This is a genomic window from Trichormus variabilis 0441, assembly GCF_009856605.1.
GTDB lineage: Bacteria > Cyanobacteriota > Cyanobacteriia > Cyanobacteriales > Nostocaceae > Trichormus > Trichormus variabilis.
In genome coordinates this window covers 42,097-57,787 of record NZ_CP047242.1, presented here as the reverse complement: position 1 = coordinate 57,787, position 15,691 = coordinate 42,097, and the positions used below count along the sequence as shown (strand labels likewise).

Genomic DNA, 15,691 nt, shown 5'->3' with positions numbered 1-15,691 from the left:
TTGTTTCTTCTAAAATTTAGCCAGCATTTGCTCGATTTCTGTATCAATTAACTCATCAACTTCAGCTAAAATTTGTTCAAGAGCATCGCTTTCTAAGTGTTCTAGTTTGTAAGCTTGAATCAACTCGCTCAGTTCAGCGATGGTTGAACATTCAAATAAACTACGCAAAGGTAAATCTATTAAGAAGGCTTCATTGACCCGATTTAAAAGTTGCATTGCTAAGAGGGAATTACCGCCTAATTCAAAGAAATTATTGTGGATACCTACTTGTTTTAAATTGAGAACTTCAGTCCAGATATTAGCTAGTACCTCCTCGATATGATTGCTGGGTGCAACCCGATTCACTTCAATATTGTTGATTAACACACCTAAGCGATTTAAAGCCTGGCGGTCGATTTTGGCGTTGGGGGTGAGGGGTATATTTTCTAACTGGAAGAAACTAGTAGGTATCATGTACTCAGGCAATTTTTGCTTGAGGAAGCGATGCAGTTCGCTACTATCTACTTTTAGTTGTTGATGAAAAACGATGTATGCTTGCAATTGCTGATGAGCTAATTGGTCATCGCTGGCTATAACTACACACTCTCGTACTTGTGGATGTTGATTGAGTGCTGTTTCTATTTCCCCCAGTTCGATACGGAAACCGCGAATTTTTACTTGATGATCAATGCGACCGATAAATTCAATCGTACCATCGCTTCTGTAGCGGGCTAAATCCCCTGTTTTGTACAAGCGGGCTGTTGGTTGATTGCTAAAAGGGTGAGCAATGAATTTTTCGGCTGTTAATTCTGGACGGTGGAGATAACCTTGTGCCAAACCATTCCCACCAATATGTAGTTCACCTGTGACCCCAATAGGTACTGGTTGTAAATGCTGGTCGAGAATATAAATTTGTGTGTTAGCTATGGGACGACCGATAAACAGTGAAGCTGCTGTTTGCTGATGGGAACTCAAGTGAGAACCATAGATTGTAGCTGTAATTGTTGCTTCCGTAGGGCCGTAAGCATTGCGCCAACTCACGTTACTACCTACTAGCTGTTGCCAAGTCAAAAAACGCTCTAGAGGGACTCTCTCACTACCAACTACCAACAAGCGGACATTGGGTGTCCAACTAATTTGCGGCATTTGGGAAACCCACTCTTGCCAGTATGCCACAGGCAAGTTTAAGACAGTCAAGTCTTGTTGTTTGACAAATTGCACAAAATCGGGAATGCTAAATATTTCTTCTGGTCGTAGTACTAAAGTCGCCCCACTCAACCAAGTCGGGAATATTTCCTCAGCCGCAACATCAAAGCTAAAGCTGGCAAATTGGAGGATGCGATCGCTCGCTTTTAGCTCATAATTTTTAGCGATGGCGTAGTTATGATTAACTAAAGCTTGGTGGGGAATAAGCACTCCTTTAGATTTGCCCGTAGAACCTGACGTATAAATTACATAGGCTAAATTACTTGGTACAACAATACCAGTAGGATTGATGATTGGTTGCCGAGAAATCACTTGCCAGTCAGTATCCAACTTGACTAATTTTGCAGATGATTTTGGCAGTTGGCTCGCTAAGTTAGCACTTGTCAGTAACACCGAGGCTTGAGAATCAGTTAGCATATGAGCCAAGCGTTCTTGAGGATAAGCCGGGTCTAGGGGTAAGTAAGCACCACCAGCTTTGAGAACACCCAGCATTGCCACCAACATTTCTACAGAACGCTCAACGCAAATACCCACAAGGACTTCTGGTTTGACACCTAAACTTTGGAGGAAATGCGCTAATTGGTTGGCACGGTGATTTAACTCTCGGTAAGTGAGTTTTTGTTCACCCGATTCTACTGCCACAGCATTAGGAGTTAATTGTGCTTGTTGCTCAAATATTTGATGTACACATTGATTGCGGTCATAGTCGATTTGGGTTTGATTCCACTCCACCAAGATTTGCTGACGTTCGGTTGCTGTTAATAAAGATAATTGCGAGACTAATGTTTGGGGACTGGCAATAATCCCTAACAATAAGGTTTGGTAATGCCCCAGTATGCGGTCAATAGTTGCAGCATCAAATAAGTCTGCATTGTAGTCACATTCCAACAATAGCTCGTGATCAATCTCAGTTACATTTAAGCCGATGTCATAATCAGCAAAACTTATCGACTGGGGTAACAAGCTGCTTTCTAAGCCATACATTTGGGGAATAGCTACGGGGCGTTCCAAGTTAAAGGTAGCATTCACCAAAGGAGACATACCAGTGTTGCTGTTAACTCTCAGCTTGTCAATTAATTTAGCAAAAGGATAATCTTGATGTTCGTAGGCTTCTAACAACACACTTTTGCAGGCTTTGAGATGCTCAACAAAGGTAGCATCACCAACAATTTGAGTGCGTATTGGTAGCATATGGCTACAATAACCCACCAGTCTCTCGCTACCCTCAAGAGAACGTCCCGCAGACGCGATGCCGATAGTGAGGTCGTCTTGGTTGGTTAAGCGATAGAGTAAAACTGCGTATGCAGATAACAGCGTCATAAATAAGGTGCAACCGTTTTGCTTACTGAGTTGTTTGATGGCAGCACTGACATTAGGGTCAAGTAATAGCTGTTGTCTGCCACCTTGATAAGTTTTGCTTGGCGGACGCTGACGGTCTGTAGGCAGGTCTAAAACTGGAACTGGGTCAGCAAACTTCTGTAACCAATATGATTCATGGGCTTTCATCTCGTCTGTGGCACAGAATTGGCGATGCCAGTCGAGATAAGAACTAAATTGTATTGGTGGTTCTAGTTGGCAAACATGACCCTGGCACTTGGCTGAATACAATGCCATCATTTCTTGCAAGATGATACTGATTGACCAGCCATCAGTAATGATGTGATGGGCGCTGACAACTAGCAAATGTAACTGTTCTGCTAATTTGAGAATTCGCACACGGAACAAAGGCCCATTACTCAGGTCAAAAGATTCACGGCTATAGTTTTGTAACCACTGGTTCACTTGTAACTGACTATCTTTAACATTGGAGAAATCAATTACGGGAACGTCTATTTTCAGTGATGGTAATATTTCTTGAAAATCGCCTTGACTGCTGATAGTAGTGCGTAGAGCTTCATGCCGTTGCACAACTTGCTGCACGGCTTGACGTATAGCAGCTAGATCAAGAGTACCCTGTAATTGAATATTGAGAGAGATGTTATAAGCAACAGAGCCATTGTCACCCATTTGCGCTAAAAACCACAGCTGCTTTTGGGCATCGCTCAAGGGAATCTTGAATGCTTCCTTAACTTCTGGCTTGATGGTATCTTGTACTGTCAAAGATACAGCACTGTTTACACGCTCTGATGTTTTAGGTGTTTGCGGCTGATTTGTTGATAACTTGGGACTTTTGGAAAAAAAACCCACAGCTTGCAACTCCTGTACACTGTCTTTAACTGCTTGAATGACATAATCTACATCTTCATCGGTATGTGCAGTAGATAGAAAACAGGTGCGTCCTTCCCAGATATAAACGCCTTTTTCAATTAAGGAATAGTACAGCAAATCCATTTCTAAAGGCTGATAAAGATAACTGGAATTGCCGGATAAAGTGAAGCGGAACAGTGAACTAAAATGTACTATCCGCAAAGGAACATTTGCTTGTTCAAAGTAACTATTAAGTGTGGCAGCTAAATTAGATGTGCGTTGATTTAATCGCTCCTGTAGAGATGCTCCTTCAGCTTTGAGGTGTAAAAGTGTAGCTCGTGTTGCTGCCATCGTCAATGGATGCTTGGAGAAAGTACCAGCAAAGAATGTTGTTTCTACTTCAGGATAAGAATCATCTCCATAGCTCCAGAAACCACCGTCGATTTTATCCATGTAGGCGGCTTTGCCAGCTATTACCCCAATTGGCATACCGCCACCAATTAATTTGCCATAGGTGACAATATCTGCATCAACACCAGACCATGCTTGCGCGCCACGGGGATGAACGCGGAAACCTGTGATTACTTCATCGAAAATCAAGGCAATATCTAGTTGTTGTGTGACTACTCGTAGCTGTTGCAGAAATTCTTTGGGTTGTAAATCGGGTTTACGGCTTTGTATCGGTTCAACCAAAACAGCTGCTAATTCATGGGCATTAGCTTTGATAATTTCCAGTGATTCGGGAGTACCATAAGTTAGCAGCAAAACATCATCAACCATATTTTGCAGCACTCCTGGAACCATTGGTTGTGCTGGTAATTTTCCGTCTTCAGATGTTTGGGGTATGGCTAAAGTACCATCAAAGTGTCCGTGATAAGCACCTTTGAAGATAGCAATTTTGGCGCGACCTGTGGCTGCACGAGCTATACGCATCGCTGTCATCGCTGCTTCTGTACCGGAATTACAGAAAGTGACTCGTTCCATTCCGGTCATTTCGCAGATTAAAGTGGCTACCTCACCTGCAAGTTTTGATTGGGGGCCGATTTGTATACCTTGCTTGATTTGATCTTCTAGAGCTGCGGTAATAAACGGAACATTATGTCCAAAAAGATGTACACCGAAACCCATAGAAATATCTATGTACTCATTGCCATCAACGTCCCAAATCCTCGATCCTTGAGAGCGATCGCCAACTATAGGATAGAGGATTTCTTTAGTTTCCGGGCGAAATCCAATGGAAGCTCTTCTATCGGCCAGGACTGGGCGATAAGATTGCGATCGCTGCTTGGATTTGGCTGTACGTTTGGTATAACGTGCAATTAAAGAATTTAAATATTGTTGTTGTTGGGAAGTCAGGGTTTTAGCTTGAGATTGTTCAACTCGCCAGAAAGAAGAGGGTGAATCAGCTTTTTTGAGTGTAGATTTATTTAACTCCCCTGTTTTCAAGTCAGGTGTTGTTTGTACTACTGCATTAGGAACAGATTTCGCTGCTTGATTTTGGCTAGGAGTAACACTTAAATTAGTTGGTAAGTTGGATTCCCGTAAGATTTCCAACTGTTGAGACATCAATTCAAACTGCTGCCGCAGCACTATTTCTACTAATGTTTCAGATTTCTGTTCTGACTGTTGTGATTGTGGGAGTGGCTGTGGATTAACCGACAATTCTAATGTTTCTTGACCTAGCAATGTCGATGGTTCTAGTTTTACATTTTCCTCAATATAATTAGCTAAGACACTCAGGTTTGTTAATTCTTCAAATAACTGACGAATCGTAATTTTAATTCTAAAATTATTTTCAATCTGACGAATGGCATCAACTAAAACAATAGAATCAGCACCCATTTCTAGAAATGGAACTTTTACATCTACTTCTTCAGGTTCACATTTGAGTAAATCTGCAATAATTACACGTAAGTTTGCTAAAGTATTTTGACATTCTTGGGACTGGTTAGTAACTAGAGAGTAGGAATTATGATTGTCAATAGTATATGTGTTCATATTTTTTGATTGTGTGTTAGTAGTATTTTGATGACATTTTTTCTTTAGCAACTATAGGCATCCATTTTGATGATTGGCGTAGGCCGAGGTTAGGCAATGAAACCTGGCAATTGGTCGGTATTTTGTACAAAAATCAAGTAGGATTTCTATATCTTGTGTCTCTGTTTTAATAGGGGTCGAGAATTTTATTTATGCAAGGGTGCTGTGAATATTGCTTGTTTTAGTACAGCAGGGGACTGGAGAAACTATGTACAAGATGAAACTAAATATGTAGGTAGGGGTTGAAAAATGTTCAACCCTGTGTCTCAAGAATGTGGTGGTATGGTCTCAGAGTTGAACATGACGCAATACAGTTCAGTTAAGGCAACAACTTAGACTGGTGTAGGTTGGGTGGAGGAACGGAACCCAACATTCTCAAGACTTTGTTGGGTTCCGCTATCGCTCCACCCAACCTACCATTCTCTTAACTGAACCGTATTGGAACATGACGCATTATCTCTGTTGCCTGTTTAAGGGAATTCCAGAAAATAAATTATTCAATGGGTCAGAGCAAATATGATCATTGTATTCTTCCTCCCCTGCTCCCCCTGCCTCCCCTGCTTACCACAGTGATTGTATATTTTTTTAGTTGGAAGTCCCTAAATACTAGGCTGATGGTTCAGCTTGGGTGGCTTTGGTAAGTGTCCATGTTGCAATGGCAAGAATTGACCTTTGGTCAAATTATGAGTACGCAACACTTCCAATTGCTGAGACATAATCTGTAGTTGTTGTTTGAGCATTTTTTCTACTAAGGCCTGAGATGGTAGTTTTGCACTATCACTACTAGCGGAAGTAACAGGTTGAGAATTATTGCTGTGGTGATTTACTGGGATATTGTCAACCCTATTTGGCGATTGAATCCAGTAACGTTTTCTTTGAAAGGCATAAGTAGGAAGTGCAACTAGCTGACTGGAATAATCACTTTCAAATCCTGCCCAGTCAATCTCTACTCCCCGTAGATACAATGTTGATAAACTTTCTAGTAATGTTTGCCAATTATCTCGCTTGGCATTCAAAGAAGGCAACCAAACAGAATTTTCGCCTCCGTGACAACGTTTACCCAGACTACAAAGAACTGGTTTAGCACCAATTTCTATGAATAATTCGTAACCTTCAGCTAATAAAGTATTCAATCCGTCCATAAATCTGACGGACTGGCGTGTATGCGATCGCCAGTATTGAGCATCCGGTACTTGTCCGACTGGAAGGAAATTGCCGGTGACATTGGAAACGAAAGGAATCTGTGGTGCTTGGAAGTTGACTAGGTTGGTTGCTTGTTCAAAAGCATCAAGCATTTCATCCATTAAAGGCGAATGAAAAGCATGGGATACATTCAAGCGTCGAGTCTCAATTCCTTGGGCTGTGAACTTGGCGATCGCTGCTGCAATTTTGGCGACTGTACCAGAGATGGTGATATTATCAGGAGCGTTTACAGCAGAGATTGTCACCTCTGGACTGTATTCAGCGATCGCGGCTTGCACTTGTTCCTCACTAGCAAACACCGCAGCCATTGCACCCATTGATTTGAGTGCTTGCATTAAGCGCGATCGCTCGGTAACTAACTTCAGTCCTGCTTCTAAACTGAATACTCCAGCAATACAAGCGGCGACATATTCACCGAAACTATGACCAATGACAGCTGTTGGTTCTACACCCCAAGACTTCCACAATTGCGCTAGGGCATACTCTACAGCAAATATCGCAGGTTGGGTATAAGCGGTTTCATCGATGCAGCTGCTTTCTGTGTCAGGATACAAAACTGACAGCAGTGGTTGATCTAAGTATGACCGCAAAACTTGCTCACATTGGTCAATGGCGGCGCGGAAGGTCGGCTGGGTTGCATACAGTTGGCGACCCATGTTGATATATTGAGAACCTTGACCTGTGAATAAAAAGGCGATTTTCGGTTGCTGTTTGTTTTCGATTTTACCACTGACCAATTGTGAGGTTTTCTTCCCAGTCGCGTAAGCACCTAGTACGGTTTGTAATTGGATATTAGATTGAGCGATCGCCACTAAGCGATGATCAAAATGCGATCGTCCAGTATTGGCGGTGAAACAAATGTCTGTTAATGAAGCATCAGGGTGGTTACCTAGATAATTCTCATAGTCTTTTGCTAAATCACGCAAAGCATTTTCACTTTTAGCTGAGAGTGTGAATAAATGCAAGGGACGTTCATCACTGACTGTGTCTTTAGGACTAACTAGAGGAGCTTCTTCTAAGATGATATGGGCATTAGTACCACCAAAACCAAAGGAAGATACACCAGCCAACCGCCGTTTATTACCTCTATTCCAAGGTAACAATGTAGTAGCGATAGATAAATTCGTATCAGCTAAGGAAATGTGGGGGTTAACTTGTTTAAGGTGCAGATGGGGCGGAATTTCTTCATGGTGTAGTGAGAGGACAGTTTTAATTAAACCAGCAATGCCGGCGGCTGCTTCTAGATGTCCGATATTGGTTTTGACTGAACCAATCACACAGGTATCTCCAGGTGCGCGTCCTGGTGCGAGGACTGTTTTCAGGGAATTAACCTCGATGGGGTCGCCTAAAAATGTGCCTGTACCATGCGCTTCTACATAGCCAATTTCATGAGGTGCAACACCAGCATTTTGCATGGCTTGCCGAATTACAGCTTGCTGGGCTAGTCCATTGGGGGCGGTGAGTCCGTTGCTGCGTCCGTCTTGGTTCACGGCTGAACCTTTAATCACTGCCAAAATGCGATCGCCATCACGATAAGCATCACTCAGACGCTTGAGTACCACTACACCACAACCTTCGCCCCGCACATAACCATCCGCATCAGCATCAAAAGTCTTACAACGACCGTCACCAGCCATCATTCCAGCTTGGGAAAATGTCACTGTCAACTGTGGAGTGAGAATTAAGTTCACACCAGCAGCTAAAGCCATTTCGCATTCTCCCTGACGCAGACTTTGACAAGCTTGGTGAACTGCAACTAAGGATGAAGAACAAGCTGTGTCTACTGCCCAACTTGGCCCGTGTACATCTAATAAATAGGATATGCGGTTAGCGGCAATACTAAAAGCGTTACCAGTTCCACTATAAGCATCTAATCCAGACACTTGTTTGGCTAGCAATTGGGAGTAATCAAAATTACTAATACCAACAAATACCCCTGTGTTGCTTCCGGCTAACTTACTCGGTGCTTTACCTGCATTTTCTAATGCTTCCCAGCAAACTTCTAGAAGTAACCGTTGTTGGGGATCGAGAGACTCGGCTTCCCGTGGAGAAATCCCAAAGAATGGGGCATCAAATTGATCTACTTCCGAGATGAAACCACCCCAGCGAGTATTCATTTTGCCTGGTGTAGCACGGTTGGGATCATAAAAAGAATTCACATCCCAGCGTTGTTGAGGAACTTCACTAATAGCATCTACGCCATTGCGGAGTAATTGCCAAAAGGCTTCCGGATTATTTGCACCAGGATAACGGCAACCAATACCCACGATCGCGATGGGCGCAGCCCCGCCAGAGGCGATCGCATGATTGTCTGTTGGTTGCTGTGAGACTACCTTGGGTTGTGGCACTCCATCACCTAAATATTGAGCTAAAGCAGCGATGGAAGGATAGTCATACAACAGCGTTGTTGGCAATTCCCGCCCTAACCATTCCTGCAATTCTCCGGAAATTCTCACTGCTGCTAAAGAACCCAAACCATATTGTGCTAGAGGTTCGTTAACGTTGATTGTTTGAGCAGGAACTTGTAATTGTTCGCTCACTTTTGTTAACAACCAAGTTGCAACTGCTTCGGTATTGACTGTTTTTTCTACCTGTGGAGCAATTAATTTTTCTGATGGACTATGGTTTTGAGCATCTGCACTCCACTGTGCAATTATGTCGAGACTTCCAGCTTCTAACTCAGCTTTACAGTTACTACGTCTGACTTTCCCAGAAGAAGTTTTCGGCAAACTGTTCGTTTTAATTAAAGCGATGGTATGAGTTTGTAAATCATGATGTTCGGCTACAGCCTTACGAATAGCACCTATGACTTCATCAGCATTTAGCTTGCGCAGATAGCTACGTTCCACTTCTTGAACAATCACCAATTTCTCCACGTTGTTAACTTCAACTGCAAAAGCCGCACCACCTGCTGGACGTAGTGCTGGGTGACAACTTTCCACTGTAAATTCAATATCTTGGGGATAATGATTGCGTCCCATAATGATAATTAAATCTTTGAGACGACCAGTAATAAATAACTCACCATCCTGTAAAAAGCCCAAATCTCCAGTCCGCAGAAAAGGGCCAGTTGTATTATCTGCTAGGTAAGCATGAAAGGTATGTTGTGTTTGTTCGGGGCGATTCCAGTAACCTTGAGCAACACTAGACCCCGATACCCAAATTTCTCCTACCTGTCCATCTGCACAAGATGTCAATGATTCAGGATTGACAATCAGTACTGTTTGGTCTGGGCTACTTTTACCGCAACCCACAATGGCTTTACCACCAGCCGCCGTAGTCGTATCTATGACTTGGTTTTGTAACAAAGCTGTGGTATCTATATGTCGCACAATGGGAGCTTCAGATTTCCAACCCCCAGAGACAATTAAAGTAGTTTCCGCCATCCCATAGCAAGGATAGAAAGCTTCTCTCCGGAAACCGCAAGGCGCAAAAGTTTCTGCAAATCGGTCTAGAGTTTGTGCGCGTATTGGTTCAGCACCGGTAAACGCCACTTCCCAACTACTCAAATCCAGGCTTGCTAGTTGTTCGGGAGTAATTTGACGACAGACTAAGTCATAAGCAAAATCAGGGCCGCCACTGGTAGTTGCTTTGTAATGAGAAATGGCCTGCAACCAACGAAAAGGCTTTTGCAAAAAGGCGACTGGGGCCATCAAAGTCACCGGAAAACCACCATACAGAGGTTGCAGAACCCCACCAATTAATCCCATATCGTGGTACGGAGGCAACCAAATTACACCTTGGCTATTGGGTGTGTGTTGGTAAAAGTTATAGATGAGTTGGGAATTATGCAATAAATTGCCGTGGGTAATCATTACCCCTTTGGGTGTGCCGGTTGAACCTGAAGTGTATTGCAGAAAGGCCAAAGTATCACTATTAATATTGGGTTGTTGCCAATCTTCAGCTATATTTGCATTGAGATTATCAGTTGTGATCCAGGGTATCGCTGTCAAGGTAGGATTTTCTGCTAACTGTAAGGCCATCGAAGTTAATTCTGTAGATGTAGTCAGTGCGACTACAGCCTCGGCATCTGATACGATCGCCTGTAGCCTAGACATTTTTTGGTTACGTCGGGGTGGATAAGCCGGAACAGCAATAAAGCCAGCATATAAACAACCAAAAAAGGCAGGGATAAATTCCATTCCTGGTGGATAAAGTAACAAAGCCCGTGAACCTGGTACTCCCCGTTGCAAAAGTTGAGTTGCGATCGCCCGTGCTTTTTGATCTAATTCTTGATAAGTTAAAGAGATGCTTTCTGTTTCCCCATCAACAAGAAATGTATAAGCTGTTTGTGTAGGTTGATTTTGCGCTCTGTATCTTAATAAGTCTACTAAAGTAGAAAATTCAACATTATCGTTAGTAATCATTGGGTTTTTCCTCAAAATAAATCCAGTAAAGGTAATGAACAGAATTGATAATTAATAATAAAGTTAAGAAACCTTGAACTGTGCTTGCTGAACATACATTTGTACGTTTTCTAACAAAGCATTTACATCTATTTGTAGTTGCTGCAAATCTTGTTGAGGATTTATTGTCCAAGTATGTATCGCATCCCAACTAGCATTGAGAAAAGCACGCTGACAAGCATGACGGTCAATCTTTCTATCTGATTTCTTGGGTAAACTACCTGTCTTCAGAAGTACCACAGCATAAATTTGTAATCCATATTCTTCTAAAAGAGCAGTGCGAATAGCTTTAATTACTTCATCGACATTGAGAATCCGAGAATAAGTTTTCTTTACTTCTTGAACAACTACTAATCGTTCTTTATCATTAACTTCCACAGAAAATGCCACTCCAGCATTTGGTCGTAGAGATGGATGGCTTTGTTTCACACATTGTTCAATAGTTTGAGTACAATGATTGCAACCTCGAATACTAATTATGTTCTTGATAGATTCTTGTTTGAGGTTACTTTCATTAACCAGGTGAGGTAATTCTTTTTGGGCATTCTCAATTAATACTAAATAATTCATTGTTTCCTACTTCATTGTGAAATTAACTCCAAAAAATTCATTTGAGAATTTAAATCAGCGATATTATATATTACGGATCAACATCGTGAAATTATGCACTAGAAAAAGAATCTTCTCAAAAAATAATTCCCAATATCAAACAATAGACTTACATCTAGAAAGAAACACAGGTAAATACAGATAAACATAGACTTATCTGTATTTACCCGTGGTTTTTTGGCTGGTAATTAGCCTAGTTGAGTATTAAATATTAAATCGATATAAAAAAGCTATTCATTAGTTTTTACGATATACAAGTTTGATATAATGAGTTTACGTGTATCATTTTGAAACCGTTCTGCTGTTATTTTGTCAGGAATTGATGCTGCTAAAATTTCTATAAGTTGATTAGCAGAACAATCTGGAAAAGTTACTAATACCTTATTCATAATTAAGTTGGCGATTGGGCCAATAAAATTTGTAAATTCTTTTTTAATAACTTCCAAAATCTGCGAGTTACGATTGATAGATGTTTTTTCTAAAAAATCATGTGTATTAATCTGAATATAATTTACGTTAGTAGCTTCACTTTTTCTTACTATATGTCTGTTAACTCTTCTAGTAAAAATATTAATAATTTTTGCAGCTATTTTAGAAGTTTTTTTAAAAGCACAACCAGAAGATTCACTAGCAGGAGTTGTGTGTTTCTCCATATACTCTGGTAAATCTAAGTTGAGATAAATAGGTTTTGGCAATTTATCATGATATTGTCTCAGGGTGCGTTCTAGATTTTGTAAAATTAATAACTCTTCTAATGCCTTGTTGGTCTCTTTTTCTTGTTGACGAGTTTTAATTGCTTCTATGGGAGATGTAATTTTGAATTCAACCTGAGTTACAGTAGGGGAATTATTATGGAGCTTATTTAACTTCAGAATAATTTCTTTAGCTGATTGGAAGCGTGCAGTGGGTGATTCTATCAGCATTCTGTCGATAATTGCTGCTAAATCATCAGCAATATTGACTTGCGATCGCCATTGCCAATTTAGTGATTCGTCTAAGAGCAAATGTGGCATTTTTCCTGTTAATAGTACAACTGCACAAACACCAAGTGCATAGATATCACTAGAAGGATAGGAAATTCCTAAACGCAACTGTTCAGGCGGAGAATAGCCATACTTACCCACGACGGAAGTGTGAATGGAGTTATAAAAATTTATGGAATCAGGAGACATAAGTTGAGTTACATTCTCTTTTACTGCGCCAAAATCAATTAGCACAGGTTTCGATTGATGATGAGGTAGCATGATGTTCTCCAGTGAAATATCTCTGTGAATGATCTTGCGATCGTGGAGATAATCTAAAACTGGTAAGACATCTGTCAACCATGTTCTCACTTCTATTTCCGAAAAAGGCTGACCTGTTTCTGAGACACGCTCAAATAAAATTTCAGAATAAGTTCTACCATCAATATATTCCTGCACAATAAAAGTGCGATCGCTATCCGTAAACCAAGCTAAAAATTGAGGAACTTGAGGATGCTTAAGCTTATATAAAACCTTTGCTTCACGCTCAAACAACTCTTTCGATTTACAAACATTTTTTTCTTGTGATGCTGTGGGGACAAACTCTTTCAACACACAGGGTTCATCAAATCGCTGATTATCTAATGCTAGATAAGTTCGTCCAAATCCTCCCTTACCAAGCAACTTCTGAATCTGGTAACGACCGTATATTAAAGTTCCTGGCTCGATTTCGGTAATCATCTCTAATACGTTATTCATTTGGCGTAAACATGATTTTTTATTTAATAGTGTTGCATCCTCAAGAATTATGCAGACAATGTACAGTGCGCGAATGTCTAAGTAAATCAATTAAGCAGCACGGACATCATTCTTTAAGTAACCATCTTCCATATAAATGATGCGATCAGCCATATCCAGAATGCGATTATCATGAGTGATTAAAAGAATGGAACAGCCTTGATATTTGGCACGTTCTTTTAATGTCTCAACGACTATCTGAGTGCTATTTTTATCTAGCGATGCTGTTGGTTCATCAGCTAGAATTAATTGGGGTTGAGTAACTAATGCCCGTGCAAATGCTACACGTTGTTTTTGTCCTTCAGAAAGTTGATCTGGATAATAATGAATACGGTGATTTAAACCCACTAATTCCAGCATAGCTTCTGCTCGACAGCACATTTCTTTACGAGACATATTACGAGCTAATTCCATAGTCATTTGTACATTTTGGCTAGCAGTGAGAAAGGGAACTAAGTTATGTTTTTGAAACACATATCCAATTTGACGACGTAGTTGCAGTAACTTTTTATTACCAGCTCGATATACTTCTTTACCAAAAACTTTAACGCTACCTTCTTGTACACTCCGTAAACCAGCCATCAGGCTTAACAAAGTTGTTTTTCCAGAACCAGAAGGGCCAGTCAAAATTACAATTTCACCAGGATTAATTGATAAACTAATATCAAATAAAACCTGTTTTCGTAATGAACCTTTACCAAAGTAGTGGTTAAGGTGCTGAACAGAGATGATAGAAGATTGAGACATGATTATGACCTAAAAATTCAATTAAACTGCATCAGTATTTGTTGTGGCGATAAAAAGGAGTCAGAAGACAGAATTCAGAATTCACAATACTCCACCCATAACGGGATGGAGTTTAAATGAGGAAGGGTATTTGATTTTTTTTTCGCCCACAATTCCACTCGGTTTTAAACCAATATTCATCCGTCACTTGCACAGAATTTATGCTGAATTCTGGCTCCTGACTTCTGAATTCTATTTTATAAAGCCAAAAACAGCAGAACTTTAGATTTTAGATTTTGCGTTAGTGTAGTGATTCAGAGACAGATGTAACTTTTAAAACAGGATTTTAGCTTGAACAATATAATCTAAAATTGACAATTTCAAATCCAACATTGAAGGGAAAGCAGGACTTGAATTTAGCCAAAAAGTTCGGCTGGATCAGCAGAACGTAGTTTATTCATCGCTAGCATCCCAGCAATAGAACACATAATAATTGTGAGTAACATCACCATCACCCCCCTAGTGATAGTCATAATCATCGGTAGACGAGTAGCTTCTTGAACAAAGCTATAGAGATACATACAAATAGCGAACCCAGGGATATATCCAATTAAGGACATTAAAAATGCTTGTTGTAAAACTACCTTTACTAGGTATGAATTTGCATATCCAATAGCTTTAAATGTAGCGTAGATAAATATGCTATCAGAAATTTGTGTGTAGAGAATTTGATAAACAATAATCCCACCGAATACACAACCAATAACTGTTCCCATATTAAAAATGAATCCAATGGGTGTGGATTGTGCTAAAATATCTTTCTCTAGTTGGATATAATCTGCTAGAGTCATAATTTTTAGTTCTTGAGGTAAGTCTTGTGAGACTTTTTTGATGATACTTTGTGGGTCAACACCAGGTTTAACTTTAATCACTCCCATCTGCACTTTTTCTAATGGGTGATTTAAAATTTCAGAAAAGGTTAAATCACTGGTGATAATCACACCATCTGCTGTCATTACACCACCTCCTAGAGAAAATAATCCTCTCACTTTAATTTGGCGATTGGATACATCTGTTGTTACTTCGCCATGTTTCTCTAAATTCTCAACAATGGAACCAAATTCAGGTCGAGACAGTCGGTCAAATAATATGGTATTAGCAGCTTTAATTACTTCTGCTTGTTGGTTGACTTCTGGTAAATTAAACACAGGTTGATCAGGTGTAAAACCAGCGATCGCAATTGGTCTGCTGACAAAAGTTTCAGGATTTTTGAAGTTAGTAACCGAAAAATAGAAAGGATTAACCGATTCTATCCCATCCACAGCCGAGATGTTATACAGATAGCGTCGCGGAAACACCTTCATATCAAAAAAACGCTCTGTATCACGATGCAGTAATACTAAATCCGCTTGAATTTGTTTATGAAATACAACAGCATCTTCAAAAAGTCCGTCTCTAAAACCCAATTGAATGAACATCAACATTACTGCAAAAGTAACGCCAGTAATGGTAACTAATAAACGAGGTTTACGATGAATTAGTTGTAACCAAGCAACGGGAGTAATAGCAGCCATAATT

General features: G+C 40.4%; 6 protein-coding genes. All 6 read right to left on the bottom strand.

Features of this window, described 5'->3' with window-relative positions; all coding sequences use genetic code 11:
* Positions 1–9: 9 nt before the first annotated feature.
* A complete protein-coding gene (locus GSQ19_RS00190) occupies positions 10–5,370 on the bottom strand; it encodes a non-ribosomal peptide synthetase (protein ID WP_011320793.1) in 5,361 nt (1,786 codons plus the stop codon).
* A gap of 638 nt (positions 5,371–6,008) precedes the next feature.
* The gene (locus tag GSQ19_RS00185) at positions 6,009–10,979 is read right to left on the bottom strand and encodes a type I polyketide synthase (RefSeq protein ID WP_011320792.1); all 4,971 of its coding nucleotides are present in this window, start codon (positions 10,977–10,979) and stop codon (positions 6,009–6,011) included.
* 63 nt (positions 10,980–11,042) lie between these two features.
* Positions 11,043–11,588: an acyl-CoA synthetase family protein gene (locus tag GSQ19_RS00180; protein WP_041456353.1), complete on the bottom strand. Its 546-nt coding sequence runs from the start codon at positions 11,586–11,588 to the stop codon at positions 11,043–11,045.
* Between the two features lie 269 nt (positions 11,589–11,857).
* On the bottom strand, positions 11,858–13,348 hold the full coding sequence (locus GSQ19_RS00175) for a serine/threonine protein kinase (protein WP_011320791.1): 1,491 nt from the start codon (positions 13,346–13,348) through the stop codon (positions 11,858–11,860).
* A gap of 90 nt (positions 13,349–13,438) precedes the next feature.
* A complete protein-coding gene (locus tag GSQ19_RS00170) occupies positions 13,439–14,134 on the bottom strand; it encodes a DevA family ABC transporter ATP-binding protein (RefSeq protein ID WP_011320790.1) in 696 nt (231 codons plus the stop codon).
* A gap of 395 nt (positions 14,135–14,529) precedes the next feature.
* Positions 14,530–15,687, bottom strand: coding sequence for an ABC transporter permease DevC (devC, locus tag GSQ19_RS00165; protein WP_011320789.1), 1,158 nt, complete (start codon positions 15,685–15,687; stop codon positions 14,530–14,532).
* Positions 15,688–15,691 lie beyond the last annotated feature (4 nt).